23 protein-coding genes are annotated in these 25,296 nt (G+C 71.0%); 11 read left to right on the top strand and 12 right to left on the bottom strand.

The window, feature by feature from the left end; translation table 11 throughout:
• Positions 1-101 precede the first annotated feature (101 nt).
• From ACFVXC_RS40040 to ACFVXC_RS40055, 4 genes are all read right to left on the bottom strand, one after another.
• Entirely contained in the window at positions 102-1,268 is a 1,167-nt protein-coding gene (locus ACFVXC_RS40040) for a bifunctional RNase H/acid phosphatase (protein ID WP_389916343.1), read from the bottom strand.
• A gap of 12 nt (positions 1,269-1,280) precedes the next feature.
• The gene (locus ACFVXC_RS40045; RefSeq protein WP_389916452.1) at positions 1,281-2,024 is read right to left on the bottom strand and encodes a zinc ribbon domain-containing protein; all 744 of its coding nucleotides are present in this window, start codon (positions 2,022-2,024) and stop codon (positions 1,281-1,283) included.
• Positions 2,021-2,872: a Nif3-like dinuclear metal center hexameric protein gene (locus ACFVXC_RS40050; protein WP_389916345.1), complete on the bottom strand. Its 852-nt coding sequence runs from the start codon at positions 2,870-2,872 to the stop codon at positions 2,021-2,023. The genes ACFVXC_RS40045 and ACFVXC_RS40050 overlap by 4 nt, the downstream gene beginning before the upstream one ends.
• Positions 2,873-2,962: 90 nt before the next feature.
• On the bottom strand, positions 2,963-4,006 hold the full coding sequence (locus ACFVXC_RS40055; RefSeq protein WP_389916454.1) for an ABC transporter substrate-binding protein: 1,044 nt from the start codon (positions 4,004-4,006) through the stop codon (positions 2,963-2,965).
• A 273-nt stretch (positions 4,007-4,279) separates the two neighbouring features.
• Between ACFVXC_RS40055 and ACFVXC_RS40060 the strand changes: the two genes are divergently transcribed.
• Together ACFVXC_RS40060 and ACFVXC_RS40065 are read left to right on the top strand one after the other, a co-directional pair.
• On the top strand, positions 4,280-5,380 hold the full coding sequence (locus tag ACFVXC_RS40060) for a hypothetical protein (RefSeq protein ID WP_389916347.1): 1,101 nt from the start codon (positions 4,280-4,282) through the stop codon (positions 5,378-5,380).
• A gap of 124 nt (positions 5,381-5,504) precedes the next feature.
• Entirely contained in the window at positions 5,505-5,645 is a 141-nt protein-coding gene (locus ACFVXC_RS40065; protein WP_389916349.1) for a hypothetical protein, read from the top strand.
• 109 nt (positions 5,646-5,754) lie between these two features.
• Here the strand turns inward: ACFVXC_RS40065 and ACFVXC_RS40070 are convergent, their stop codons facing one another.
• From ACFVXC_RS40070 to ACFVXC_RS40080, 3 genes are all read right to left on the bottom strand, one after another.
• Positions 5,755-6,708: a 3-oxoacyl-ACP reductase gene (locus ACFVXC_RS40070; protein ID WP_389916351.1), complete on the bottom strand. Its 954-nt coding sequence runs from the start codon at positions 6,706-6,708 to the stop codon at positions 5,755-5,757.
• Positions 6,709-6,725: 17 nt separating this feature from the next.
• Positions 6,726-7,802 carry a Zn-dependent alcohol dehydrogenase gene (locus ACFVXC_RS40075; protein ID WP_389916353.1) on the bottom strand — a complete coding sequence of 359 codons (1,077 nt, stop codon included), beginning with the start codon at positions 7,800-7,802 and terminating at the stop codon, positions 6,726-6,728.
• Positions 7,803-7,863: 61 nt separating this feature from the next.
• Entirely contained in the window at positions 7,864-8,718 is an 855-nt protein-coding gene (locus tag ACFVXC_RS40080) for a MaoC/PaaZ C-terminal domain-containing protein (protein ID WP_389916355.1), read from the bottom strand.
• Positions 8,719-9,075: 357 nt separating this feature from the next.
• On the opposite strand from ACFVXC_RS40080, the gene ACFVXC_RS40085 reads away from it, so the two are divergent.
• From ACFVXC_RS40085 to ACFVXC_RS40100, 4 genes are read left to right on the top strand one after another with little or no spacing between them, the layout of a single operon-like run.
• Positions 9,076-9,978, top strand: a complete 903-nt coding sequence (locus tag ACFVXC_RS40085; RefSeq protein WP_389916456.1) for an ABC transporter ATP-binding protein — start codon at positions 9,076-9,078, stop codon at positions 9,976-9,978.
• Positions 9,978-10,700, top strand: a complete 723-nt coding sequence (locus ACFVXC_RS40090; protein WP_389916357.1) for an ABC transporter permease — start codon at positions 9,978-9,980, stop codon at positions 10,698-10,700. Before ACFVXC_RS40085 ends, ACFVXC_RS40090 begins: the two co-directional genes overlap by 1 nt.
• A 38-nt stretch (positions 10,701-10,738) precedes the next feature.
• On the top strand, positions 10,739-11,983 hold the full coding sequence (locus ACFVXC_RS40095; protein WP_389916359.1) for a sensor histidine kinase: 1,245 nt from the start codon (positions 10,739-10,741) through the stop codon (positions 11,981-11,983).
• On the top strand, positions 11,980-12,585 hold the full coding sequence (locus tag ACFVXC_RS40100; RefSeq protein ID WP_389916361.1) for a response regulator: 606 nt from the start codon (positions 11,980-11,982) through the stop codon (positions 12,583-12,585). Before ACFVXC_RS40095 ends, ACFVXC_RS40100 begins: the two co-directional genes overlap by 4 nt.
• Positions 12,586-12,768: 183 nt before the next feature.
• Here ACFVXC_RS40100 and ACFVXC_RS40105 read toward each other — a convergent pair whose 3' ends face one another.
• The 3 genes from ACFVXC_RS40105 to ACFVXC_RS40115 form a co-directional block, all read right to left on the bottom strand.
• A complete protein-coding gene (locus tag ACFVXC_RS40105; protein ID WP_389916363.1) occupies positions 12,769-14,193 on the bottom strand; it encodes an MFS transporter in 1,425 nt (474 codons plus the stop codon).
• Between the two features lie 141 nt (positions 14,194-14,334).
• Positions 14,335-15,525 (bottom strand): lipid-transfer protein, encoded by a 1,191-nt coding sequence (locus ACFVXC_RS40110; RefSeq protein WP_389916365.1) that lies wholly within the window; start codon positions 15,523-15,525, stop codon positions 14,335-14,337.
• 13 nt (positions 15,526-15,538) lie between these two features.
• Positions 15,539-17,722 (bottom strand): acyl-CoA dehydrogenase, encoded by a 2,184-nt coding sequence (locus ACFVXC_RS40115; protein ID WP_389916367.1) that lies wholly within the window; start codon positions 17,720-17,722, stop codon positions 15,539-15,541.
• Between the two features lie 276 nt (positions 17,723-17,998).
• Here ACFVXC_RS40115 and ACFVXC_RS40120 point away from each other — a divergent pair, with 276 nt between their 5' ends.
• Positions 17,999-19,726, top strand: a complete 1,728-nt coding sequence (locus tag ACFVXC_RS40120; protein ID WP_389916369.1) for an MFS transporter — start codon at positions 17,999-18,001, stop codon at positions 19,724-19,726.
• A gap of 135 nt (positions 19,727-19,861) precedes the next feature.
• Here the strand turns inward: ACFVXC_RS40120 and ACFVXC_RS40125 are convergent, their stop codons facing one another.
• Positions 19,862-20,506, bottom strand: coding sequence for a CatB-related O-acetyltransferase (locus tag ACFVXC_RS40125; RefSeq protein ID WP_389916371.1), 645 nt, complete (start codon positions 20,504-20,506; stop codon positions 19,862-19,864).
• 143 nt (positions 20,507-20,649) lie between these two features.
• On the opposite strand from ACFVXC_RS40125, the gene ACFVXC_RS40130 reads away from it, so the two are divergent.
• The 4 genes from ACFVXC_RS40130 to ACFVXC_RS40145 all read left to right on the top strand — a co-directional run bounded on the left by ACFVXC_RS40130 (position 20,650) and on the right by ACFVXC_RS40145 (position 24,556).
• Entirely contained in the window at positions 20,650-21,309 is a 660-nt protein-coding gene (locus ACFVXC_RS40130; protein WP_389916458.1) for a class I SAM-dependent methyltransferase, read from the top strand.
• An 84-nt stretch (positions 21,310-21,393) separates the two neighbouring features.
• Positions 21,394-22,422: an N-acetylmuramoyl-L-alanine amidase gene (locus ACFVXC_RS40135; protein WP_389916373.1), complete on the top strand. Its 1,029-nt coding sequence runs from the start codon at positions 21,394-21,396 to the stop codon at positions 22,420-22,422.
• A gap of 148 nt (positions 22,423-22,570) precedes the next feature.
• Positions 22,571-23,431, top strand: a complete 861-nt coding sequence (locus tag ACFVXC_RS40140) for a hypothetical protein (RefSeq protein ID WP_389916375.1) — start codon at positions 22,571-22,573, stop codon at positions 23,429-23,431.
• 114 nt (positions 23,432-23,545) lie between these two features.
• Complete coding sequence (locus tag ACFVXC_RS40145) at positions 23,546-24,556, top strand: LLM class F420-dependent oxidoreductase (RefSeq protein ID WP_389916460.1); 1,011 nt, start codon at positions 23,546-23,548, stop codon at positions 24,554-24,556.
• A gap of 132 nt (positions 24,557-24,688) precedes the next feature.
• On the opposite strand, the gene ACFVXC_RS40150 is transcribed toward ACFVXC_RS40145, so the two are convergent.
• Positions 24,689-25,252 (bottom strand): hypothetical protein, encoded by a 564-nt coding sequence (locus ACFVXC_RS40150; RefSeq protein WP_389916377.1) that lies wholly within the window; start codon positions 25,250-25,252, stop codon positions 24,689-24,691.
• Between the last annotated feature and the right edge of the window lie 44 nt (positions 25,253-25,296).

Here is a 25,296-nt window from a genome sequence, read left to right on the forward strand (position 1 = left end):
GCGCCGCTGAGGGGCGCGGGGAACTGCGCGACCAGCCACAACGCACCCGCAGAGATCCACGCCCCTCACACCACACCCCACACCCGCCACCCCGCCAAGCCCTACCGCAGGTGAGACGTGTCGTTCAGCAAGCGCACCGACGCGTTGCCGTCCCCGTAATAGGCCACCGCCGACACCGACGCCGCCGAGAGCTCCATCCGGAACAGGGACTCCGGCGGCGCGCCCAGCGCGAGGCGCACCAGGGTCTTGATCGGCGTGACGTGCGTGACCAGGAGGACCGTGCGGCCCGCGTACTCGGCGACCAGACGTTCCCGCGCCGCCGACACCCGCTCGGCCACCGCGGCGAAGGACTCGCCGCCCGGCGGCGCCGCGTCGGGCGAGGCCAGCCAGGCGTTCAGCTCCTGCGGCTGACGCTCGCGCACCTCGCCGAAGGTGAGCCCCTCCCAGGCCCCGAAGTCCGTCTCGCGCAGCCCGTCCTCGATGCGTACGTCCAGGCCGATGCGGGCGGCTACGGCCCGCGCGGTCTCCTGGCAGCGCTTCAGCGGCGAGGAGACGACCGCCTGGATCGTGCCCCGCGCGGCGAACGCCGCCGCCGCGCGCTCAGCCTGCTCCCGCCCCACGTCGGAGAGGGACGGATCGGTCCCGCCGCTGCCGGAGAACCGCTTCTGGGGCGTCAGCGCGGTCTCGCCGTGCCGCAGCAGCACGAAGGTCGCGGGGGCACCCAGGTCGGCGGGGGCGGCCCAGCCGACGGGCGGGGCCTGCTCGGCGACATTGCCCGCGGCACGGACGTCCGCCTCCGCGCCGGAGACGGCCCGCGCGTCGAGCTCCGCCGTCGAATCCGACGCCACCCACCGCTCGCCCCGCTTGCCCGCGTCCATCGCCTCGTTGGCGAGACGGTCCGCGTGCTTGTTCTTCTCGCGCGGGATCCACTCGTACGTCACCTGGGACGCCGGGTAGATCCGCGCGGCCTCGGCGGCGAGCGGCTTCATGTCCGGGTGCTTGATCTTCCAGCGGCCCGACATCTGCTCGACGACGAGCTTGGAGTCCATCCGGACGTGGACCGAGGCGGCCGGGTCAAGGTCGTGTGCCGCCTTCAGACCGGCCACAAGGCCCTTGTACTCGGCCACGTTGTTCGTCGCGACGCCGATGTACTCGGCGGTCTCCCGCAGGGTCTCCCCCGTGGTCGCGTCGATGACGACCGAGCCGTAGCCCGCGGGCCCCGGGTTGCCCCGTGACCCGCCGTCGGCCTCGACGATGAACTCCCGCACGGCCACAGGCCCTTACAGACCCGACTCGGACGTGCGGACCAGGATGCGGCTGCAGTTCTCGCACCGCACGACAGTGTCGGGGGACGCTGCCTTCACCTCGTTGACCCCGGTGATGTCCAGCTCGATGCGGCAGCCCTCGCAGCGCCGCTGGTAGAGCTTGGCCGCACCGACGCCGCCCTCCTTGGCGCGCAGCTTGTCGTAGAGCTTGAGCAGGTCGGCCGGGACCGAACCCGCCACGACCTCGCGCTCCTTGGTGACCGTGGCGGACTCACCGTCGATCTCCTCGAAGGCCGCGTCACGGCGGGCCGTCGCGTCGTCGATCTTCGCCTGGACCGAGGAGACACGTTCCGCCAGCTCGGAGACCCGCTCCTGGGCGGACTCACGGCGCTCCATGACCTCCAGGACCACGTCCTCCAGGTCGCCCTGGCGCTTGGCGAGCGAGGCGATCTCGCGCTGGAGGTTCTCCAGGTCCTTGGGGGACGTCACGGCGCCCGAGTCGAGGCGCTGCTGGTCCCGGTTGGCACGCTGACGCACCTGGTCGACGTCCTGCTCCGCCTTGGTCTGCTCGCGGGAGCAGTCGCTCTCCTCGGTCGTCGAGGCGACGTGCAGGTCGCGCAGTTGCGCGAGGTCCTTGCTGAGCGACTCGATCTCGGCGTGCTCGGGCAGGGACTTCTTCCGGTGCGCCAGCTGCTGGAGGCGTACGTCGAGTGCCTGGACGTCGAGGAGTCGGATCTGGTCGGCGGGCGCGGCGTTCAGTTGGGGGCTCCTGTGGTGTGGGTATTCGAGGCCGCGTGGGCGGTCCAGGGGTCGGTGACCGTCTTGGAGACGTGGACGCGCAGTCCCCATCCGTGACGGTCGGAGATCTGATCGAGCTGTGTCGCCGCCAGTTCGCACCACGGCCACTCGGTGGCCCAGTGCGCGGCGTCGAGCAGCGCGAGCGGAGTCTGCGCGCGGGCCTCCGACACCGGGTGGTGGCGCAGGTCGGCGGTGAGGAAGGCGTCCACGCCGGACGCGCGTACGTCGTCGAAGAGGCTGTCGCCGGAGCCGCCGCTGACCGCGAGGGTGCGGATGAGCTGCTCCGGGTCGCCCGCGATCCGGATGCCCTGTGCGGTGGCGGGCAGCCGCTCGGCCGCGCGGGCGGCGAGTTCACGGAGCGTCAGGGGGTGTTCGAGCTCGCAGATCCGGCCGAGGCCGCGGCGCCCTCGGGCGTCGGCCGGGTCCGGTACGAGGGGCCGGACGATCCGCAGGTCGAGTGCGCCCGCCAGGGCGTCGGAGACGCCGGGGTCGGCACGGTCCGCGTTGGTGTGCGCGACGTGCAGCGCGACGTCGTTCTTGATGAGGTCGTGGACGACGCGGCCCTTGAAGGTGCCGGCCGAGACCGTGGTCGTGCCGCGCAGATAGAGCGGGTGGTGCGTGACCAGGAGCTGGGCGCCCAGCTTCACCGCTTCGTCGATGATGTCCTGGACGGGGTCGACGGCGAAGAGGACCCGGGAGACCTCCGCGTCGGGGTCGCCGCAGACCGTGCCGACGGCATCCCAGCTCTCGGCCAGTTCGGCGGGCCACAGGGCGTCGAGGGCGGCGATGACTTCAGACAGACGGGGCACAGAGGAAAGGCTACCTGCCCTCTGCGCCCCACTGGCCATGGCTTACGCAGTGCTGTCGGCCACGCACCGGTGGCGTGGCCGGGCCGCGTCCTACTTGACGAGGAAGCCCTTGAGGTCGCCCAGGACCTCGTTCGCCGCGGTCACGCCGAGGCCCAGGTACCAGGTCTCGTCCGGGACGTCCTTGGCCTGACCGGCCTTGACCGCGTCGAGCTTCTTCCACAGCGGGTTCTTCTCGGCCTCGGTGCGGCCCGTCTTCTCGGCGTCGCCGTAGACGCCGGTGAAGATCCAGTCGGCGTCGGCGTCGTCGATCTTCTCGGTGCTGATCTCGGTGGCGAGGTCGTTGACCTGCTGGTTCTTGGGGCGGGGCAGGCCTGTGTCGTCGAGGATGGTGCCGATGAACGACGCCTTCGCGTAGAGGCGGACACGGTCCGGCATGTAGCGGAGCATGGTGATCGTCGGCTTCTTGCCGCCGTCGCCGATCTCCTCGCCGAGTGCCTCGGCCTTCTTCTCGTACGCGCCGAGCTCCTCCTTCGCCTTGGCCGTCCGGTCCAGGGCGGCCGCGTTCAGGAGGTAGTTCTCCTTCCACGTGAAGCCGGGGCGGATGGAGAAGACGGTCGGGGCGATCTTGGCGAGCTGCGGGTAGAGCTTGGCCGCGCGCAGTTCGCTGCCGAGGATCAGGTCCGGCTTGAGGTTCGCGATCGCTTCCAGGTTGAGGGCGTTGATCGTGCCGACGTCCTTGGGGTTGCCCGCGTCCTTCTTCAGGTAGCCGGGGATGCCGTCGTCGCCTTCGGTGGGGGCGTAGCCGACGGGCTTGACGCCGAGCGAGACGACGTTGTCGAGCTCGCCGACGTCCAGGACCACGACCCGCTTCGGCCGCGCCTTGAGCTCGGTCTTGCCGCGGGCGTGCGTGAGGGTGCGCGGGAACTCGCCCGGCTTCGCCGTGGTGCCCATCTTCGCGGTCTGCTCGGCGGCCTTGGAGAAGTCGTCGCCGCCCTGGGCGACGGCCTTGCTGCCGCTGCCGTTGTCGGACTTGCCGGAGCCGTCGGCGTCACCGGACCCGCAGGCCGCGAGGGAGAGCGCGCCGGCCACGGCGAGTGCGAGGGCCGCGGTGGCGCGGTGGCGGCGCGGTCGCATGGACCGTGCGGGCAGGGACCGTACAGACGGGGACATCGGGGCTCCAGGGGTGTGCTGGTTGATCTGCCGCCCGGACGAGCCGATGCGCCGGCCCGGACCGCCCTTCAACCACTTAGGTTCGCCTTACTTTAAGCGCGCCCTTCTCGCCCAGCACAACCGCCCCCGCCCCCTCAGGCGAATCGGCACATCGCCACCCTTCTGTGTGAAGCGGGCGGCCACAGGTGCCACGGCAGTGCGTACGAAAACTAGCTTCGTGGCCCGGAGGTACCCCCCATGACAGCGCCCACGCTTGAACCCGAGCCCATCACCGCGCCGACGTCCCGTCCCGCGCCCGCGACACCCCCAGTGATCACCACCGACGGCACGTACGCCGCTCGCCTCACCCATGACGGCGGTTCCTGGTTCCCCGAGCGCTGGAGCCTTGACTCCCCCGAGCCCTACGCGGTGCCGCTGCCCGGCAGTCAGCCGGAGGAGCCCGGCACGGAAGTGCTCCCGATGACGGACGGGCGGGTCCTGATCCACCGCGTCACCGACGGGCGGCACGTCTTCGCGCTCCTGTACCCGACGGGCCCGCAGACCGGCGAGGTGCCGCTCGGCGCCGTGGAGTGCGGCGAGTCCCGGCTCACGCTGCTGCCGCCGTCACCGGTGGGCGGCCAGGCCTACGCGCTCGCGGTGGGCAAGGGATCGACGGCCCTGTGGCTGGTGGCGGGCGGCGCCTTCGGGCCCGAGCACGTCGCCGAGATCCCGGGGCGCTGTTCGGGCGGGGCCTGGCTGGACGGAGAGGGGCGGATCCTCGCCCTGGACCGGGAGTTGGGCGGCCGGGTCAAGGCGGTGGCGGTGGATCTGGGGCGGGGCGGCGAGGTCTCCCCCCTCCTCCAGATCGCCGACGAGAGCAATGACCGGGTGCTGCTCGCGGACGCCGAGAGCGGGCTGCTCCTGATCCGCTCGGACGCGCCGGGGCACGACCGGCTGGGCTGGGGAGTCCTCGGCGGTACGCGCCCGGTGCGTTTCCCCGAGTGCCTGCGGCTGCCCGATCTCGCGGTGACGCCGTTCGCCATCCAGCCCGGGCAGACGCTGACGCCGGAGGGCTGTGCGGTGGCGCTGCGGATCGACGGGGCGGCGGGCAGCTGGCTCGGTGTGTGGCGTCCCAGCGATCGGCGCCTGCATCAACTGGCCGCCCCTAGCGGATGGTTGGCCGGTTCGGGGTGGTGGACGCGCGAGGGAGCACTGCGCCTTCCGTACGCCACGGAGGCGGTGCCGTGCGGGGTCGCGGAGGCGGAACCGATCCCTCCGGCGGCGGCGCCCGCGCCGGTCGCCGCGCGGCCCGTTCCCTTGCAGCAGGCGCCCCTCACGGGGCGTACGGGCGTTCGTTAGACTCGCCCGCCTGTACCGAACGACCTTCTTTACAGATGTACACGGTTACACATGTACACGGTTACAGATTTACAGGGTTACAGATTTACCGGTTTACGGGGTGAGTGTGTTGATGAGAACCGAGATGAGCACGGAGTCCGAGCAGAATCCCGAGCCGCGGGAGGCGGCGGGCGCTACCGGTGCCGGTAAGCACCGGGGGCCTGTGGCCGAGCACGACGAGGGTGAGACGCCGCGGGGGCGGCACCGCCGCAAGGACGAGGCGTAGGGCCCTGGCCCTGGGCGCCGCCGATCACCGGCTCCGCCGATTTCGTCCTCGAACGCCGGACCGGCTGGATATATCCAGCCGGTCCGGCGTTTGTCGCGTCAGGCGGGGTTCACCCCCGCTTCAGCCCCAGCACCTCCTGCGCCGCGAACGTCTCCCCGTCCGGCCGCCCCGCGTAATAGGGCGAAAGGACCTCGTCCAGTTCCTCGTACGAGAAGGCGGCCTTCGCCGTGTCGAACTTCGCCGCCACCTTGGGCCGCTCGACCACGGCGACCATGCCGCCGTGGACCACGAGCAACTGCCCGTTGACCCCGGCGGCCGCGGGCGACGCCAAGTAGCCGACCAGGGGCGCCACATGCTCGGGAGCGAGCGCGTCGAGTTCGTCGGCGCCGGGTTCCTGGAACCCCGCGAAGACGTCCTGCGTCATCCGCGTCCTCGCGCGCGGGCAGATGACGTTCGCCGTGACGCCGTACTTGCCGAGCGCCAGCGCGCTCGACGTCGTCAGGCCGACGATGCCGCCCTTGGCCGCCGCGTAGTTCGGCTGGCCCGCCGAACCCGCGAGGAACGCCTCCGACGACGTGTTGACGATCCGGCCGTACACCGGCCCACCCGCCGCCTTGGAGCGCTCACGCCAGTGCACGGACGCGAAGTGCGTCGTGTTGAAGTGGCCCTTGAGGTGGACGTGGATGACCGAGTCCCACTCGCTCTCGCTCATCGAGAAGATCATCCGGTCCCGCAGGATCCCCGCGTTGTTGACCAGGATGTCGAGTTTTCCGTACGTGTCGATCGCCAACTGGACCAGTCCGCGGGCCTGTTCGTGGTCAGCGACGTCGCCGAGGTGCGCGACCGCCTGCCCGCCCGCAGCCCGGATCTCGGCCACGACCTCCTCGGCGGGCGTCGCCGACGCCTCGCCCGAGCCGTCGCGGCCGGGCTGACCGAAGTCGTTGACGACGACGCTCGCGCCCAGCCGGGCCAGTTCCATGGCCTCCGCACGACCGAGGCCCCGGCCCGCTCCTGTCACGATCGCGGCCAATCCGTCCAGTGGCCGTGGCAATGGCTGTGCCATCAGTGATCGAAGTCCTCTCAGATCTCGATGCACGTACGCAGCGCGACGCCCGTACGCATCTGGTCAAGCGCTTCGTTGATCTCGGAGAGCGCCACCCTGTGGGTGATCATGCTCTCCAGGTCGATCCGGCCCGCGCGCCACAGGGCGATGGCCCGCTCATAGGACCGCAGGACGTCGCCGCCGCCGTACATGGACGGCAGGATCTTCTTCTCGTCGAAGAACAGCTCGAACATGTTCAGCTGGAGGTTGTCGTCCATGGCCCCCGCGCCGACGATGACGAGGGTGCCGCCGCGTCGCGTGGTCTCGTACGCGGTGCGGGCGGTGGCGGACTTGCCGACGACCTCGAAGACGTAGTCGAAGCCCTCGCCCCCGGTGATCCGCTGCTTGGCGTCCTCAAGGGCGTCCGGTGCGACCGCCTCCGTCGCGCCGAACCGCAGCGCGGCCTCGCGCCGCGACTCGACCGGGTCGACGGCGATGATCTGCGCGGCGCCCTTGAGCCGCGCGCCCTGGATCGCGGAGATGCCGACGCCGCCGCAGCCGATGACGGCGACCGACGAACCGGCTTTCACATCAGCGGTGTTGATGGCGGCGCCGAGCCCCGTCGTGACTCCGCAGCCGATGAGGGCCGCGATGTCGAAGGGCACGTCGTCCGGGATCGGCACGGCGCAGCCCGCGTCGACCACGACCTCCTCGGTGAAGGTCCCCGTGCCCGCGAAGCCGAAGACGTCACCGCTGGGGCGCTTGAAGTTGGGCGTGCCCGCGTTCATGAACCCGGCGAGGCACAGCTGGCTCTGGCCGCGCTTGCACGCCGGACACTGGCCGCAGGCGGGCAGCCAGCACACCAGGACCCGGTCTCCCCGGCTGATCCCGCTCACCCCGTCGCCGACGTCGATGATCTCGCCCGCGCCCTCATGGCCGGGGATGAAAGGACCGGGCTGCGGAAGTACGCCGTTCATCGCGGAGACGTCGGAGTGGCACAGGCCGGTGGCCCGTACCCGGATCTTCACCTTGCCGGGGCCGAAGCCCACCGTCTCGACGTCGTCGAGGACCTCTAGCTTGTCCTGGCCTATCTCGTGCAGCACGGCTGCGCGCATGGTGCGGCTCCTCTCGTACGAAGATTCAGGCGTGTCCGGAGCTTCAGACGTGTCCGAAGCCTCAGGCGTGTTCGACGATCGTGTCGGCGAGGACCGGCGCGTCGTCCCGTTCGACCGCCGTCACCGCCACTTGGACGCGGCCCTCAAAGCGCCACATCCGGATCCGCAGGGTCTCGCCCGGGAAGACGATCCCGGTGAAGCGCGTGCTGTAGCCGCGCACCAGCGAGACGTCGCCCCCGAGGACCGTGTCGACGACGGCCTTCAGCGTCATCCCGTAGGTGCACAGGCCGTGCAGGATCGGCCGGTCGAAGCCCGCGAGCTCGGCGAACTCGGGGTCGGCGTGCAGGGGGTTCCAGTCCCCGGAGAGGCGGTAGAGCAGCGCCTGCTCCTCGCGGACGGCGCGCTCGACGACCTTGTCGGGCTCGCCCTCGGGGGCCGGGAGGCGGGTGGAGGGTCCGCGTTCGCCGCCGAATCCGCCTTCGCCGCGTACGAAGATCTGGGCGTCGCTCGTCCACAACGGGCCCTCCCCGTCGGCCACTTCGGTGCGCAGGACGAGGATCGCGGCCTTGCCCTTGTCGTATACGGCGGCGACTTCGGAGGTGGTGGTGGCCTTGCCCTCGACCGGGATCGGGCGGTGCAGCGTGACGCTCTGGCCGCCGTGGAGCACCGCGGCCAGGTTCACCTCGATGCCGGGTGACGAGAGCCCGCCGACGACGCCCATGCCCGCGCCGGCGACGGTCGCGAAGCTGGGCAGGACGTGCAGTCTGGACTCCAGGGTGTAGCGCAGCTCGTCGGGATCGGTGGCGGGGACGCCCGCTCCCAGGCCCAGGTGGTAGAGCTGGACGTCCTTGTGATCCCAGGCGATCTCGGCCGACCTGGGCTCCGCGGCCAGTGCTTTCGCGGCATCGATGGGCATGTGGTGGCAGCTCCTTGGCCGGTCTGAAGACCTCGGTGCGACCGTCCGCACCGTCGGTCGCACCGAGGTCGCAACAGGGCCGGAAGGAGCCCGTTCTAGAACGCGTTCCAGTCCGGCGATCCCATGTATAGCCGAGCGTCCGGTAGTTGTGAAGACTCCTGACGTCACGTCAGATACGTCGCCGATCACGCGTGTGACATTTGTACCGGCCGAGTCCGTACAACCGCATCTGCCGCCGCACCGCCCCTGATTCGTAGCGTCTCAGCCATGACGAAGACAGTTCCCTCCGAGCGTCCCATCGGGCTTCCCATCGGGCTTCCCATCGGGCTTCCCATCGGGCTTCCCACCGAGCGGGCCGTGGCGTTCACCGGCGCGGTCAAGGCCTTCGGCCCGCTCCGCGCCGTCGACGGCATCGACCTGGAGATCCACCGCGGCGAGACCGTCGCCCTGCTCGGCCGCAACGGCGCGGGCAAGTCCACGACGATCTCCCTCCTGCTCGGCCTCGACGACCCAGCCACGGGCCGCGTCGAGCTCTTCGGCGGCCCGCCCGAGGACGCCGTGCGCGCCGGGCACGTGGGCGCGATGCTCCAGGAGGGCCGCCTGGTCCCCCGGGTCACCGTGCGCGAGCTGGTCTCCTTCGTGGCCGGGCGCTATCCGGCGCCGCTGCCCGTCGGGGAGGCCCTCGCGCTCGCCGGGATCGAGGATCTCGCCGGCCGGCGCGTCGACAAGCTGTCCGGGGGCCAGACGCAGCGGGTGCGGTTCGCGTCCGCCCTTGCCGGGAACCCCTCGCTGATCGTCCTCGACGAGCCGACCGCCGCCCTCGACGTGGAGGCGCGGCAGGAGTTCTGGGCGTCGATGCGGTCCTACGCGCGGCGCGGCAACACCGTCCTGTTCTCCACCCACTACCTGGAGGAGGCGGACCGGCACGCCGACCGGATCGTCGTCATGGACCACGGCAGGATCGTCGCCGACGGCAGCGGCGAGCAGGTCAAGCGGTCCGCGGGCGGCAACACCGTCTCCTTCGACCTGGCCGGGCACGGGACGCGGGGCCTGACGCTGCTGCCCGGCGTGGCCTCCGTCGAGGTGCGCGGGGACCGGGCCCGGCTGCGTACGACGGACTCCGACGCGACCGTGGTCGCGCTCGCGGAGCTCGGCGCGATCCGCGGCCTCCAGGTCACGGCGGCCTCGCTCGACGAGGCGTTCCTCGCCCTGACCACTCCCGCTTCCCCGCCCGCCCCTCTCACCACGGAGACCGTGTGATGTTCGACTACGCCAGGCTGGAAGTACGCAGGACGCTCCGCGACACCGGCTTCGTGATCGGCGGCATCGGACTCCCTGTCCTCATGTATCTGCTGTTCACCAACATCGGCGGCGGTTCCGGATACGACGACTGGAAGACGACGTCGATGATCGGCATGGCCGCGTACGGGGCCGTGATCGCCGCCATGAGCACCGGCACCGGTGTCGCCGAGGACAAGACGATCGGCTGGCTGCGGCAGCTGCGGGTCACGCCGATGACGCCGCGCGAGGTCGTGACGGGCCGCGCCCTGACCGGTGCGGTGACCGTGCTTCCGTCGATCGTGGCGGTGTTCGCCGCGGGCGGCCTGGTCAACGGCGTACGCCTGGAGGTCTGGCAGTGGGCGGCGGCAGCGGTGCTGCTCTGGCTCGGCTCGCTGCCCTTCACGATGCTGGGCCTTGGCAACGGCTACCGCTTGACCGCGCAGACCACGGGCGTGGTGAACACGGCCTGCAATCTGGGGCTCGCGGTGCTCGGCGGCCTCTGGTTCCCCGTCGACCTGTTCCCCGACTGGCTGCGCGCCCTGTCCGACTACACGCCCACGCACCGCTTCGCGCAGCTCGGCACGTCCGTGACGGACGGCGGCGGGATCGGTTTCGGCACGGTCGCGGTGCTGACCGCCTGGCTTCTCGTCTTCGGTTCGTACGCTGTGACCTCCTACCGCCGGGCTGCGCGGACGGTATGACTACACCGACGAGGCGCCACGGCGCGACAGGAGAAGCAATGCCGGTGAAGAGCTTCTGGCGGGGGCGCACGCGCCTCGCGGCCTTGAAACACAGCAGCAGGGAGCAGCTCGCCGAGATGCGGGCGCATGAGAAGTCGGGCCGGAGCAAGCCGGAGGACCTGGGCCCGCCCAACGGCTTCGCGATGCTGCCCTGGCTCCTGATGGGCATGGGCTCCTTCTCCAACCTCCTCCAGGGAAAGGCGGGCAACCCCTGGCTCGCCGGGATCGGCCTGTTGGCCTTCAACTCCCTCTACATCTCCGTGGTGTTCCGCGCCTTCACCAAGCAGGCCCGGGAGGCGCGCTCCACCAAGTACTCGCTGCTCGGCCTCATCGCGGTCACCTTCGCCCTCGCCATCGGCTACGGCGGCAGCTGGCTGATGTTCTTCCCGCTGCTCGGCCTGGCGACCGGCTCGGTGCTGCGGGGCAGGCAGCTCGCTCCCGCGGGGTTCGCCCTGAGCATCTCCGCGGCGGTGATCGGCGGGCTGAAGGAGGGCTGGGACGCGGCGGGGATCGCGTACGGCACGTTCCTCTCCGTCATGGTGACGGCGGCGATCCTGGCCCTCTCCGAGACGGTCAAGGAACTGCGCACCACCCGCGAGGAGCTGGCCCGCAGCGCCGTCGAGAAGGAGCGGCTGCGCTTCTCCCGCGACCTGCACGACCTCCTTGGCCACACGCTCTCGGTGATCGTGGTCAAGGCGGAGGCCACACGCCGTCTCGCCCCACGCGACCTGGAGGCGGCGCTCGGCCAGGTCTCCGACATCGAGTCCGTCGGCCGCCAGGCCCTGACCGAGATCCGCGAGGCGGTCACCGGCTACCGCGAGGGCAGCCTCGCCACGGAACTCGACCGGGCCCGCGACCTCCTGGACGCGGCGGGCATCGAGTCGGTCGTACGCCAGTCGGGGCCGCCGCTCGCCCCGCAGACGGCGGCGCTGCTGGGCTGGGTGGTCCGGGAGTCCGCCACGAATGTCGTACGCCACTCCGAGGCGACCCGCTGCGAGATCGAGGTGGCGGGCACCGCCGAACGGACTCGGCTGCTGATCACCGACGACGGCCGCGGCGTAGGCTCGACAGCGCCCGGCAGCGGGCTGAAGGGCCTGGCCGAACGCCTCGCGGCGGCGGGCGGCTCCCTGGAGTCCGGCCCCGCACCGCGCGGCGGCTTCCGGGTCACGGCGGAGCTGCCGGTCACCGAGTTCAGCACTGACCCCGTTGCGACCGACGCCGTTGTGGAGGAGCACACCCCATGATCAGAGTCCTGCTCGCCGAGGATCAGGGCATGATGCGGGGCGCGCTCGCGCTGCTGCTCGGCATGGAGGAGGACATCGAGGTCGTCGCGCAGGTCGGCGCGGGTGACGAGATCGTCGACGCGGCGCTGAACTCCCGCCCCGACGTGGCCCTCCTCGACATCGAACTGCCGGGCCGCAGCGGGCTCGACGCGGCGGCGGACCTGCGGGACGAGTGCCCCGAGTGCCGGGTCCTCATCCTCACGACCTTCGGCAGGCCCGGCTATCTGCGCCGGGCCATGGAGGCGGGCGCGGTGGGCTTCCTGGTCAAGGACGGCCCGGTGGAGGACCTCGCGGAGGCGGTCCGCCAGGCGCTGCGGGGCGAAACGGTGATCGACCCCGCGTTGGCGGCGGCGGCCCTGAGCGCGGGGCCCAGTCCACTGACGGCGCGGGAGGCGGATGTGCTGCGGGCCTCCGTGGACGGAGCGACGGTCTCCGACATCGCCGGAAAGCTGCACCTTTCGGAGTCGACGGTGCGGAACTATCTCTCGGGGGCGATCGGGAAGACGGGGACGCGGAACCGGATGGAGGCGGTGCGGGAGGCTCGGCAGCGGGGGTGGCTTTAGTCGGCCCAGGGGCCCTTTCCCCAACCCCGCCCCTTCCCTGAAACCCGCTGCGCGGGGGCGTCCCCAAGCGCCGGACGGCTAAATGATCTCCCCGGCCCGGAGTGAATTCTCAGCCCGTCCGGCGTTTGAGGACGAACTCGGCGAAGCCGGTGATGACCGTGCCGAGACTCCCGCGCCAGCGGGTCAGCGCCTGCTCCCGTCCCGCGGCATCCACAGCAACAGCACCACGACCCCCACCAGCAGAATGCACCCACTCGTCCGGAACGCCATCGCGTACCCGGACGTCAGCGCCTCCGGAGTGGTCGAACCCCCCATCCGCGAAGCGGAAACCGTCGAAAGCACCGCGAGGCCCAACGCTCCGCCCATCGTGCGCGACGTATTGATGAGCCCCGAGACGAGCCCCGCGTCCCCGGGCTCCGCCCCCGAAGTGCCGAGGGACGCGAGCGGCGTCGTGGCCAGGCCCGCGCCGAACATCATCACGATGCCGGGCAGCATGATCGAGGTGACGTAGCCGCCGTCGGCCGTCATCAGGGACTGCCAGCCGAACCCGGCCGCCGCCACCAGGATCCCCAGCACGGAGACGTTCTTCGCCCCGAGCACCGGCATCAGCCGCGGCGCCAGCTTCGACCCGAAGACGATCGTCAGCGACGAGGGAATCAACGCAAGGCCCGCCTTCAGGGCCGAGTACCCAAGGACGTTCTGCGCGTACAGCGTCATGAAGAACCACATGGCGAACATCCCGCCGCCACACACGAACATCGCCGCGTTCGCCGCCGAGACGGACCGCACCCTGAACAGCTTCAGGGGCATCAGCGGCACCTTCGTACGCGCCTCGACCAGAACGAAGAGGCCCAGCAGCAGGAGCCCGGCGGCCAGTGGCACCAGGGTCGCCGAAGCGGTCCAGCCCTTCTCCTCCGTCTGCACGATCCCGTACGCGAGCGTGGCGAGCCCCGCCGTCACGAGCACCGCGCCCGGCACGTCGAGGCGGCGCGCCTCACCGGCCCTGCTCTCGGTGAGCCAGGCAACGCCCGCGACGATGACGAGGGCACCGATCGGCACGTTGATCAGGAGCACCCAGCGCCAGGAGAGCAGGTCGGTGAGGACTCCGCCGACCAGACCGCCCGCGGCGCCGCCGCCCGCGCCGACCGCCGACCAGGTCCCTATCGCCCTTATCCGGGCGGGCCCCTCGGGCACCGCGGACGTGAGGATCGTCAGGGTCGAAGGGGCGAGGACCGCCGCGCCGAGCCCCTGCACCGCCCGCGCCACGAGCAGTTGCCACTCGGCCTGCGCGAGCCCGCCCGCGAGCGAGGCCACCGTGAAGAGCCCGAGCCCGACCAGGAACATCCGCTTGCGGCCGAAGAGGTCCCCGGCCCGCCCGCCGAGCAGCATGAAGCCGGCGAAGGCGATCGAGTACGCGTTGACCACCCACTGCAGTCCGACGGCACTCATGCCCAGGTCGGACCGCATGGAGGGCAGCGCCGTGTTCACCACCGACACATCCAGGACGACGAGGAACTGCCCCGCGCAGGCGGCGAGCAGCACTGCCCAGACGGGTGCGGACTTCCGCGAGGTCGCGGCTATGTAAGTGTCAGGGGGCGTTTGGACCATGACGGGCATGTTCTCAGGGATCGCGTGCCCCGTGCATCGGGGTTTCGGCGCAGAGATCCTCGGCCGCGAGTCCTAGGTCTCTCCCAGGACCTCCCTGGGTCTCAGGCCCCCTGCCGCCCCTCGGCCCCGGCGCCCCACCTCCTATCCCTTACGCAGCAACGTCACCACCGCCGCACCCCCGAGCCCGATGTTGTGCGCCATCCCCACCCGGGCTCCTGCCACCTGCCGGGCCCCGGCCTCTCCCCTCAACTGCCATGTGAGTTCCGCCACTTGGGCGATTCCGGTCGCACCGAGCGGATGCCCCTTGGAGATCAGGCCGCCCGAGGGGTTCACCACCCACCGCCCGCCGTACGTCGTCGCCCCGCTCTCGACGAGCTTCCCGGACTCCCCCGCGCCGCACATGCCCAGCGCCTCATACGTGAGGAGCTCGTTGATCGAGAAGCAGTCGTGCAGCTCGATCACGTCGACGTCCTCGACACCGAGGCCCGACCTCTCGTACACCTGCCGCGCCGCCGCCCTCGACATCGGCTGTCCCACGACGTCGATACACGACCCCGAGTCGAAGGACTCCCCCGTGTCCGTCGTCATCGCCTGCGCGGCGATTTCCACGGCCCGCTCCTGAAGGCCGTGCCGCTCCACGAACCGCTCCGACGCGACGACCGCCGCCGCGGAGCCGTCCGACGTCGGCGAGCACTGGAGCTTGGTGAGGGGGCGGTGGATGGTCTTGGCGGCGAGGATCTCGTCGACGGTGTACTCGTCCTGGAACTGGGCGTACGGATTGTGCACCGAGTGCCGGTGGTTCTTCGCGCCCACGGCGGCCAGCTGCGCCTCGGTCGTGCCGTACCTCTCCATGTGCTCGCGCGCCGCGTTGCCGAAGATCTGGGCGGTGGGCGGGGTCATCTCGAAGCCGTGCGCCGCGGCCATCACGCCGTAGTGCCGGGCGACGGGGGACGTCTTGAAGTCGCCGCCGTCGGACCCTTGGCCCAACGCGCCGCGCGCCATCTTCTCGAAGCCGAGCGCGAGCACGCAGTCGTTGATGCCGCCCTCGACGAACTGCCGCGCCATCATCAGCGCGGTCGACGCCGTCGCGCAGTTGTTGTTCACGTTGTAGACGGGGACTCCGGTCAGGCCCAGCTCGTACGCGGCCCGCTGCCCCGCCGTCGAGGCCTGGAAGCAGTACCCGACCGGGACCTGCTCCACCTGCTCGTACGAGATCCCGGCGTCACCGAGCGCTTCTGTCCCCGCCTCCTTCGCCATGTCCCAGTACTGCCAGTCCCGCGTCTCGGGCTTCTCGAACTTCGTCATGCCGACACCGACTATGTACGCCTTCACTTGCCAGCTCCTTCTAGATGATGGGGCGCGGCTCGGGGTCCCTCGGCAGGCCGAGGAGGCGCTCCGCGACGACGTTCAGCTGCACCTGCGTGGTCCCGCCCGCGATGGTCAGGCAGCGCGACATCAAAAAGCCGTGCAGCGTCCGCTCCCCCGCGCCCTCGCGCACCGCGCCCGCCGGGCCGAGCAGTTCGACGGCGAGCTCGGCGACCTTCTGCTGATGCGGGGTCTGCACGAGCTTGCGGATGGAGGCCCCGGCGCCCGGTTCCGCGCCGGACACCTGCCGCATCGTCGTCCGCAGGCCGATACAGGCGAGCGCGTGCGCCTCCGCGGCGAGCGTGCCGATCCGCGCGCGGCAGGCGCCGTCGAGATCGGCGGCGCGCGCGATGAGCGCTTCGAGGCCGGTGTCGAAGGTCAGCTGGTCGGCCATGTGGACGCGTTCGTTGCCCAGGGTGTGGCGCGCGACCCGCCAGCCGTCGTTCACCTCGCCGACGACCGTGTCGGCGGGCAGCAGTACGTCGTCGAAGTAGACCTCGTTGAAGAGGGAGTCCCCGGTGATCTCCTTCAGCGGGCGGATGTCGACGCCCGTGGCCCGCTTCATGTCGATGAGGAAGTACGTCAGGCCCTTGTGCTTGGGCGCGTCCGGGTCCGTGCGGGCAAGCAGGATCCCGTGGTCCGCCCACTGCGCCGCGCTCGTCCACACCTTCTGGCCGTTGATCAGCCAGCCGCCGTCGACCCGCTCCGCCCGCGTCCGCAGCGATGCCAGGTCGGAGCCCGCCCCCGGCTCGCTGAACAGCTGGCACCACAGCAGCTCGCCCCTGAGCGTCGGCGCGAGGAACCGCTCCTGCTGCTCGCCGGTCCCGTACGAGATGAGCGAGGGCACCACCCAGGTGGCGATCCCGAGATCGCTGACGCGCACCCCGGCAGCCGCCAACTCCTGCTGGACGGCGAGCTGTTGGACGGGACCCGCGCCCAGGCCGTACGGCTCGGGCAGATGGGGCGCCGCGTAGCCGGTCGGCGCGAGCGCCTTGCGGGCGGCGGCCGGGTCGAGCCCCCGCGCCGGTGCGATGGCCTCGCGGGCCGCCTCCCGGTACGCCTCCGCCTCCTGCGGCAGCTCCATACGCAGCTCGCGCCGCGCCCCGCCCGCCGCGAGCCGGACCGCCCGCAGCCGGTGCGTGTCACCGGCGCCGAGCAGCTGCCGGGCAACCAGTGACCTGCGCAGATACAGATGTGCGTCGTGCTCCCAGGTGAAGCCGATGCCGCCGAGGATCTGGATGGCGTCCTTGGCGCAGGAGTACGCGGCGTCGAGCGCGGCGCCGGCGGCGAGCGCGGAGACGAGTCCTCGCACCTCCGGGGGCTCCTGCGCCGCCCGCGCCGCGTCCCAGGCGAGTGCCCGCGCCTGTTCCAGGCGCACCAGCATGTCCGCGCAACTGTGCTTGACCGCCTGGAACTGTCCGATCGGCCGCCCGAACTGCTCGCGCACCTTCGCGTGCTCGGCGGCGGTCTCAAGCGCCCAGGCCGCCACCCCGCACGCGTCCGCCGCGTACAGGGCGCACGCGAGGTCGCGCACGAGCGCCGCGTCGACGTCGAGCACGCGCGCGGCCGGGACCTGAACCCCGTCCGCCGTCACCTCTGCGGTGGGCCGCGTCGGATCGGCGCTCTCCTGGGTACGTACGGTCAGCCCGGCGGCGTCGACAGCGAGCCACACGGTTTCGCGCGCTGACTCGGCGGAGAGGATCAGCAGGTCGGCGTCCGCCCCGGAGAGTACGGGCGGCGCGGTGCCGTCGAGGACCCAGCCGTCCGCCACGGACACCGCGGTGAGCGTGCCCGCACCGAGCGCGACGGCGCCGATCCGCGCCCCGGACGCCAGATCGGCGGCCAGTTCGCGGGCGCCCGCGCGGTGCAGCACCTCCGAGGCGAGGGAGCCTGCCAGCTGCGGCCCCGGGAGCGCGGCCCGCCCGGCCTCCTCCAGGACGACGGCGAGGTCGACGAGGTCGCCGCCCCCGCCCCCGTACTCCTCGGGCAGGTGCACCGCCAGCAGCCCCTGCTCGGCGAGGCCGTCCCAGTAGGCGGGCCTGCCGCCCGCGCCGGGCGGCGCATCGAGCAGTTTCCTCACCTCCTCGGGCGGCATGGCGCGAGCGATCCAGCCGCGCGCCGCCGCCGCCAACTCCCGCTGTTCCTGCGTGATTCCGATGCTCATGCGCGTCCTCGCCAGTAGCAGCTTCCGGGACGGCGACAGACTAGAACACGTTCCAATCTGACGGAAGGTCAGATGCCGGGCCCCTTCGCGCGGCACTTATCCGGCCGGTTAACAACAGGTCAAGACTTCCCCTCGTACGACATCCGTCGGAATAGTCGCCTCGGGAAACAGGTTCCCTCTGCACGTACCCCTGCCACTCCGTCCCTCTGCCAGCCCGTTTTTCCCTGCCAGCCCGTTTCCCTGCCAGCCCGTGTACCACCCCGGAGGCCCCACGCAATGACGCAGTCGACGACCCAACAACGCGGCACCCGCGGAGTCGTCCCCGTACTCGCCTTCGCCGGCATCGTCGTGGCGGTGATGCAGACGCTCCTGGTGCCGGTCATCAAGGACCTGCCGACGCTGCTTAGCACCACGCCGTCGAACGCCACCTGGGTCATGACGGCGACCCTGCTCGCGGGCGCCGTCTCGACCCCGATCATGGGCCGCCTCGGTGACCTCTACGGCAAGCGCCGCATGCTTCTGACGAGCCTGGCCGTGATGGTCGTGGGATCGCTGATCTGCGGCTTCACCGACAGCCTCGTCGTGATGATCGTCGGCCGCGCCCTCCAGGGCTTCGCGATGGGCGCCATCCCGCTCGGCATCGGCCTGATGCGCGACAAGCTGCCCCGCGAGAAGCTCGGCTCCGCGATGGCCCTGATGAGCTCGTCCATCGGCGTCGGCGGCGGCCTCGCCCTGCCGCTCGCGGCACTGACCGCCCAGCACGCCGACTGGCACATGCTGTTCTTCGGCGCGGCCGGCCTCGGCGTCATATCGATGCTCCTGACCGTCCTCTTCGTACCCGAGAGCACCGTGAAGGCCCAGGGCACCTTCGACGTCCTCGGCGCGCTCGGCCTCTCCGCGGGCCTCGTCCTCTTCCTCCTGCCCATCACCAAGGGCAGCGACTGGGGCTGGACCTCGGGCATGACGCTCGGCCTGTTCGGCGCGGCAGCGGTCGTCCTGGTCCTCTGGGGCGTGATGGAGCTGCGCCTCAAGGCACCGCTTGTGGACCTGCGCACCACGGCCCGCCCCGCGGTCCTGTTCACCAACCTGGCCTCGATCACGGTCGGCGTGGCGTTCTACGCGATCTCGCTGGTCCTCCCCCAGCTCCTCCAGCTCCCGACCGCCACCGGCTACGGCCTCGGCCAGTCCATGGTCGTCGCGGGCCTGTGCGTGGCGCCGCTCGGCCTCACGATGATGTTCACGGCGCCGGTGTACGCGCGCCTGTCGGCGAAGTACGGCCCGAAGGTGACCCTCATCCTCGGCATGCTGATCATCGGGATCGGCTACGGCGCGGGCCTCGGCCTGATGAGCGCCGCCTGGCAGACGATCATCATCGCGGTGGTGATCGGCGCGGGCATCGGCCTCGCCTACTCCTCGCTTCCCGCGCTGATCATCGGTGCCGTTCCGCCCTCGGAGACGGGCGCGGCCAACGGCCTCAACACCCTGATGCGGTCGATCGGTACGTCGGTTTCGAGCGCCGTCATCGGCATGGTCCTCGCCAACACGGCGAACCACGTGGGTGGCGTCGCGGTCCCCACGATGACGGGCTTCCGTACGTCCTTCCTGATCGCCACCGGCGCGGTCGCCCTGGGCCTGGTCTTCGCCCTGTTCCTGCCCTCCGCCCGTCGCTCGGTCAAGACCCAGCTCCGGGCGAGCAGCGAGGAGGACGCGAACCTGCGCGCCGCCACGCAGGCGCTCGCCGGTTTCCACGGCCGGGTGCTCAGCCCCTCCGGGGCGCCCCTCGCGCGGGCCAAGGTCACGCTGATCGACCGCAGGGGGCGGCAGGCTGGTGCGGCCCTCACGGACGAAGGCGGGCGCTACTCGCTCTCCGTCCCGGGCGACGGCTCGTACGTCCTCGCTGCGACGGCCGCCGGGCATGCGCCGCTGGCGTCCGCGGCGGCGCATCGCGGAGACGCGGTGGAGGTCGACCTCTCGCTGCCGGGTGAGAGTGGCGTGCCGGCGTAGGGCGGGCCCTGCGGGGCTTTCACCCTTGTTCGAGATGTCCTCAATCGCCGGACGGGCTGAGCTCTCGGCCCGTCCGGCGCTTGAGGACGAACTCGGCGAAGCCGGTGATGACGGCAAGCACGGGGCACATGGCCACTACCCCCGCGCAGCCGCCTTCTCCAGCTCATCGATCGTCCCGGACATAACAGTGCGGACATGCTCGGTGAGCTGCTCGGCGGGCCAGTCCCACCAAGCGACGGCAAGCAGCCGCGCGACCTCGTCCTCGCTGTACCGCGTACGAATGAGCTTGGCGGGATTGCCGCCGACGATGCCGTAATCAGGGACGTCGTCCACGACGACGGACCCGGAGGCGACAACGGCACCGTGCCCGATCCGCACCCCGGGCATCACCATCACACCGTGTCCGAACCAGACGTCGTTGCCGACAACGGTGTCTCCGCGCCCCGGCAGCCCGCTGATCAGATCGAAGTGCTCGCCCCACGAACCGCCCATGATGGGGAACGGAAAGGTCGAGGGCCCGTCCATCCGGTGATTGGCGCCGTTCATGATGAACCGCACCCCCGTGCCGAAGGCGCAGAACTTCCCGATACGGAGCTTCTCCGGCCCGTAGTGGTAAAGGACATTGCGCGTCTCGAAGGCCGTCGCGTCATCCGGATCGTCGTAGTAGGAGTACTCCCCCACCTCGATCAACGGCGACTTCACCAGCGGCTTCAGGAGCACGACACGAGGCTGGTCCGGAAAGGGATGCAGCACCGTCGGATCCGCCGGTACGAGTTGCATGGGTCATGCCGCCTTCCGCTCCTGTGTACGGCCCCGCCTCCGTCAACGGCCGGACCATGCGGCAGCATAAGGCGGCCCGCAGACGAACCCCATCGCATTTATGCGACCGCCTCATACGACCGGGAGGAACCCTCATGGCCCCCATGTCCGCCCCGCGCCCCGAGCCCGAGCCCGAGATCCTGGCCGCCTTCGAAGCGGCCAAGGGCTTCATGCCCGCCGGCGAGGGCCTCGCCCTGTACGCGGCGGCAGCGGAAGCGGGGGCACTCGGCCTGCCGCTCCTGGAGGTCGGAACGTACTGCGGCCGCTCCACGATCCTGCTCGCCGACGCCGCACGCGCGGCGGGCGTCACCGCGATCACGGTGGACCACCACCGCGGCAGCGAGGAGCAGCAGCCGGGCTGGGAGTACCACGATCCGGCGACGGTCGACCCGGAGGTCGGCCGGATGGACACCCTCCCCACCTTCCGCCGCACGCTCCACCACGCGGGCCTTGAGGAGCATGTGATCGCGATCGTCGGGCGCTCTCCGCAGGTGGCGAAGGCGTGGGGCGGGCAGCTCGGCCTGGTGTTCATCGACGGCGGCCACACGGACGAGCACGCCACGGGCGACTACGAGGGCTGGGCCCCGCACATCGCCGACGGCGGCCTCCTGGTGATCCACGACGTCTTCCCCGATCCGGCGGACATCATGACGGGCCAGGCCCCTTACCGCGTCTACCTCAGGGCCCTTGGGTCCGGCGCGTTCACCGAGGTCTCGGCAACCGACTCGCTGCGTGTCCTGCGTCGGACGGGTGCGGGGATCTGACCTCGCCGTCGGCGAGATGACGGGCTCGCGGCGGGGCGACCAGGGACGCTGCGAAGCACGTGAACGGCCCGTAAGGTGTCACCCGTGTCGTACGTCGGTCCGGAAAGCCAGCCCCCACGCCCGCCCCGCCGTTTCACCGGCGGCCCCCTCACCGTGACGCTCGCCGCGCTGGTGCCGACGTGCCTGGCGGGGTGGCTCATCTACGAGGCGACGAGCGGCCCCGGCGGGAGCGAGCCGCCCAGGTCCCTCCCCGCGTCGAGCCAGTCCGCGTCCGCGCAGGGCTCGTCGGCGGACAAGCCGTCCCCGTCAGCGTCCGAGAAGGACGACAAAGGCGACAAGGCCGGTAAAGCCGGTAAGGGTGACGAGGCCGACGACAAGGCCAGCGACGAGCCGAGCGCGACCAAGCCGCCGAAGTCGTCGAGCGGCCCCGCGGCCTCCGGCCCCCTCAAGGGCAAGGTCGTCGTCATCGACCCCGGCCACAACCCGGGCAACGGCAGGCACACGGCCGAGATCAACCGCCTGGTGAACATCGGCACCAACCGCAAGGAGTGCGACACCACGGGCACCTCGACCAACAACGGTTACAGCGAGGCCCAGTTCACTCTCGACGTCTCACGCCGCATGCGCACGCTCCTGGAGAAGCAGGGCGCCACGGTGAAGTTCACCCAGGACGGCGACCGCCCCTGGGGCCCCTGCGTCGACGAGCGCGCCCGCATCGGCAACAACGCCCACGCGGACGCCGTCGTCTCCGTCCACGCCGACGGCTCGGCGGCCGGCAACCGCGGCTTCCACGTGATCCTGCCCGCGTCGGTGAAGTCGGGCTCCGCGGACACCTCCGAGATCGTCGTCCCGTCACGCGCCCTGGGCGAGCGCGTCGCCGGCAAGTTCCTGAGCGCGACGGGCAGCGCCCCGTCCAACTACGTCGGCAAGGGCACGGGCCTCGACGTACGCAAGGATCTGGGCGGCCTGAATCTGTCCACCGTCCCCAAGGTGTTCATCGAGTGCGGCAATATGCGGGACGCCAAGGACGAGGCGTTGATCACCAACGGCAGCTGGCGGCAGAAGGCGGCCCAGGGGATCTCCGACGGAATCGCGAGCTTTCTGCGGGGATAACGCGTCGATAGGTCTTTATCCCGAGCAGACACCCCACCCACGCGGACGATAATGTCCTCCGTACGATGGGGGGCCATCCCCGCGCTCCGCGCCGCGACCTGGGGCGAGCTACGCCTCCACCGACGAGACGACTGACGAAGGACCTGAAGTGAATATCCGCTCTCTCACTCGAGGCGACGGCGTGGTGATCGGGGCAGCGGTATTGCTGTTCATCGCCTCGTTCCTGGACATCATCGACCTCGAAGGCGCCCCGGACTCGACTGACATGCCGAACGGCTGGAACAGCGGGCCGTTCCTGCTGGGGGTCACCCTGGCCGGGATCATCGGTGCCGTCTGCATCATCGTGGCCCGCGGCCTGCCCGCGGCCCCGAAGGTCCTCGGCATCGACCTCGGACACTTCGGCGTCGTGTTCACCGTGGCCGCCCTCTGGAGCGCCCTCGGGCAGACCTTCGACCCGGCCGGCGGCTTCGACAACATGGGACAGGGGGACAGTGGCGTCAGCGTCGGCATCGGCACCATCCTCTCCCTGATCGCCACGCTGGTCCTGGCCGCCGGGGCGATCCTCGCCCTGACGGTCCCCGCCTTCAAGGCCCCCCTCATCGGCGCCCCCCGCCCCGCCGCCCCCCAGCCCTACGGTGGCCAGCCGCAGGGTGGTTACGGATACCCCGGTGCGCAGGGCCAGCCGCAGCAGGGCCAGCCGTACGGCGCCCAGCCCGGTCAGCCCCAGCAGGGTCAGCCCTTCGGCGCCCAGCCGGGTCAGCCGCAGCCGGGGCAGCAGACGCCGCCTCCCGGGGCGGCGCAGGCCACCGGTGAGTTCTCACCGTTCTGGTTCGCCGTGCCGGTGCCGCGTCCGCTGTACGCGGAGGACGGTTCGCCGACGCCGATCGCCGAACTGGCGCCCGGCACCTGGTACTTGGCCGTCGAGCAGCGCGGTCCCGGCCTGGTGGCCCAGACGCAGGACGGCCGTCGCGGCGTGCTGCAGGACACCACGGGGATTCAGCGCGGCTGATCTCGCCCGTAGCTCGCGGCCCCTCGCCCTTCCGGGCGGGGGGCCGTTGTCGTACAGTCGCCACCCTGCACTGAACTGACGGCCCGTCAGAAAGGATCGGGGATGGGCACAGGTATGCGCCTGGGACTCGCTCTCGGCTACTGGGGGCGCGGCCCCGACCCCGGGCACGTGGCACTCGCCCAGGAGGCCGAGCGGCTCGGCTACGACTCCGTATGGACGGCGGAGGCGTGGGGATCCGACGCCTTCACCCCACTGACCTGGATCGCGGCGCAGACCTCGCGGATCAAGCTGGGCACGGCGATCGTACAGATGGCGGCGCGGTCGCCGGTGACGACCGCGATGCACGCGCTGACCCTCGACCACCTCTCCGGCGGGCGGATGATGCTCGGGCTCGGGCTCTCCGGGCCGCAGGTGGTGGAGGGGTGGTACGGGCGGCCGTTCCCGAAGTCGCCGCTGACCGCCACGCGGGAGTACGTGGATGTCATCCGCCAGGTGCTGCGGCGGGAGGGGCCCGTCGCCCTCGACGGACGCTTCCACTCGCACCCCTACCAGGGGGAGGACGGAAGCGGTCTCGGCAAGCCCCTGAAGCCGATCACGCATCCGCTGCGGGCCGATCTGCCGGTGCTGCTCGGTGCGGAGGGCCCGAAGAACATCGCGCAGACGGCGCGGATCGCGGACGGGTGGCTGCCCCTCTACTGGTCGCCGATGCGGTCCGATGTGTACGAGGCGTCGCTCGCGGATGTGCGGGACGGTTTCATGGTCGCGCCCATGGCACGGGCGAAGGTCTGCGACGACGTTGCGGAGGGCTTGCTTCCGGTCAAGGCGATGCTGGGGTTCTATATCGGCGGAATGGGGCACTCCGCGCGAAACTTTCATGCGGATCTGATGGCGCGGATGGGGTTCGAGGAGGAGGCGCGGAGGATTCAGGAGCTGTTTCTGGCGGGGCGGCGGGAGGAGGCGGTCCTTGCCGTTCCTGATGCCTTCGCCGATGAGATCTCGCTGGTGGGGCCGCGGGAGCGGATCGCGGAGCGGTTGGAGTTGTGGCGCAAGGGGCCGGTGACGGATCTGCTGGTACTGGCGCCGGACCGTCATACGCTGCGGGTGCTTGCGGAGTTGAACGGCTAGGTGACGGCTGGGCAGGGGCGGGCCCTGCGGGGCATTCCCCGACCCCGCCCCTTCCCGAAACCATGGGGCTCCGCCCCCTGGACCCCGGTACAAGATGTCCTCAAACGCCGGACAGGCTGAAATATCCAGCCCTCAGCCCTTCGCCAAGTCCCCGGCCGACGGCACCTTGTCCTTGACCTCCGCACCAGCCCCCTTACCCGCGTCCTTCACCTTGTTGATGACGTCATCGAAGGAGTTCACGACCGAGTCCGTCGAATCCCCCTTGCGCAGCTTCGAGGGAAGGTCCTTCAACGCGTCGATGCCCGCAGTCAGCGGCGCCACCGCCTTGGCCAGCGTCGGGTCGCCCTTGGCGTTCTTCGACGCGGCCTTGAGGCGGTTGTAGGCGAGCGTCCCCGCGAGCCCGGCCTTGATCAGGGCGAACTTCCGCCCGTTTGCGCCCTTCTTGAACTTCCCCGCACGAAACGGCTTCACGATCCACTGGTACGTCGCCCCCGCGGCGATCCCCGCGTTCGCCACGAACCGCGTCTTCGCGAACTTCTCCTTCTGCGCGGAGCTGGTCGCGGACGGTGTGGACGACGCGTCCGCGGTGTCAGCGGCATCGGCGTCGCCGTTGCACGCGGTCAGGCCGGCTAGCAGGGCCCCGCACAGCACAGGGGCGACGAGCGACCGGCGTACGGTCGCGGCGGACAGCAACACGGGGACCTCCGGGAGTGGACAGCTCTCCCGGCAGCCTCACCCCG

Source organism: Streptomyces sp. NPDC058257 (assembly GCF_042881845.1).
GTDB lineage: Bacteria > Actinomycetota > Actinomycetes > Streptomycetales > Streptomycetaceae > Streptomyces.

What these genes read in the sequence shown, in the direction of transcription:
- ACFVXC_RS40055 (WP_389916454.1), bottom strand. Translation starts at nt 4,006, where the DNA reads ATGCGACCGCGCCGCCACCGCGCCACCGCGGCCCTCGCACTCGCCGTG.
- ACFVXC_RS40060 (WP_389916347.1), top strand. Translation starts at nt 4,280, where the DNA reads ATGACAGCGCCCACGCTTGAACCCGAGCCCATCACCGCGCCGACGTCC.
- ACFVXC_RS40065 (WP_389916349.1), top strand. Translation starts at nt 5,505, where the DNA reads ATGAGCACGGAGTCCGAGCAGAATCCCGAGCCGCGGGAGGCGGCGGGC.
- ACFVXC_RS40070 (WP_389916351.1), bottom strand. Translation starts at nt 6,708, where the DNA reads ATGGCACAGCCATTGCCACGGCCACTGGACGGATTGGCCGCGATCGTG.
- ACFVXC_RS40075 (WP_389916353.1), bottom strand. Translation starts at nt 7,802, where the DNA reads ATGCGCGCAGCCGTGCTGCACGAGATAGGCCAGGACAAGCTAGAGGTC.
- ACFVXC_RS40080 (WP_389916355.1), bottom strand. Translation starts at nt 8,718, where the DNA reads ATGCCCATCGATGCCGCGAAAGCACTGGCCGCGGAGCCCAGGTCGGCC.
- ACFVXC_RS40090 (WP_389916357.1), top strand. Translation starts at nt 9,978, where the DNA reads ATGTTCGACTACGCCAGGCTGGAAGTACGCAGGACGCTCCGCGACACC.
- ACFVXC_RS40095 (WP_389916359.1), top strand. Translation starts at nt 10,739, where the DNA reads ATGCCGGTGAAGAGCTTCTGGCGGGGGCGCACGCGCCTCGCGGCCTTG.
- ACFVXC_RS40100 (WP_389916361.1), top strand. Translation starts at nt 11,980, where the DNA reads ATGATCAGAGTCCTGCTCGCCGAGGATCAGGGCATGATGCGGGGCGCG.
- ACFVXC_RS40105 (WP_389916363.1), bottom strand. Translation starts at nt 14,193, where the DNA reads ATGGTCCAAACGCCCCCTGACACTTACATAGCCGCGACCTCGCGGAAG.
- ACFVXC_RS40115 (WP_389916367.1), bottom strand. Translation starts at nt 17,722, where the DNA reads ATGAGCATCGGAATCACGCAGGAACAGCGGGAGTTGGCGGCGGCGGCG.
- ACFVXC_RS40120 (WP_389916369.1), top strand. Translation starts at nt 17,999, where the DNA reads ATGACGCAGTCGACGACCCAACAACGCGGCACCCGCGGAGTCGTCCCC.
- ACFVXC_RS40125 (WP_389916371.1), bottom strand. Translation starts at nt 20,506, where the DNA reads ATGCAACTCGTACCGGCGGATCCGACGGTGCTGCATCCCTTTCCGGAC.
- ACFVXC_RS40130 (WP_389916458.1), top strand. Translation starts at nt 20,650, where the DNA reads ATGTCCGCCCCGCGCCCCGAGCCCGAGCCCGAGATCCTGGCCGCCTTC.
- ACFVXC_RS40145 (WP_389916460.1), top strand. Translation starts at nt 23,546, where the DNA reads ATGCGCCTGGGACTCGCTCTCGGCTACTGGGGGCGCGGCCCCGACCCC.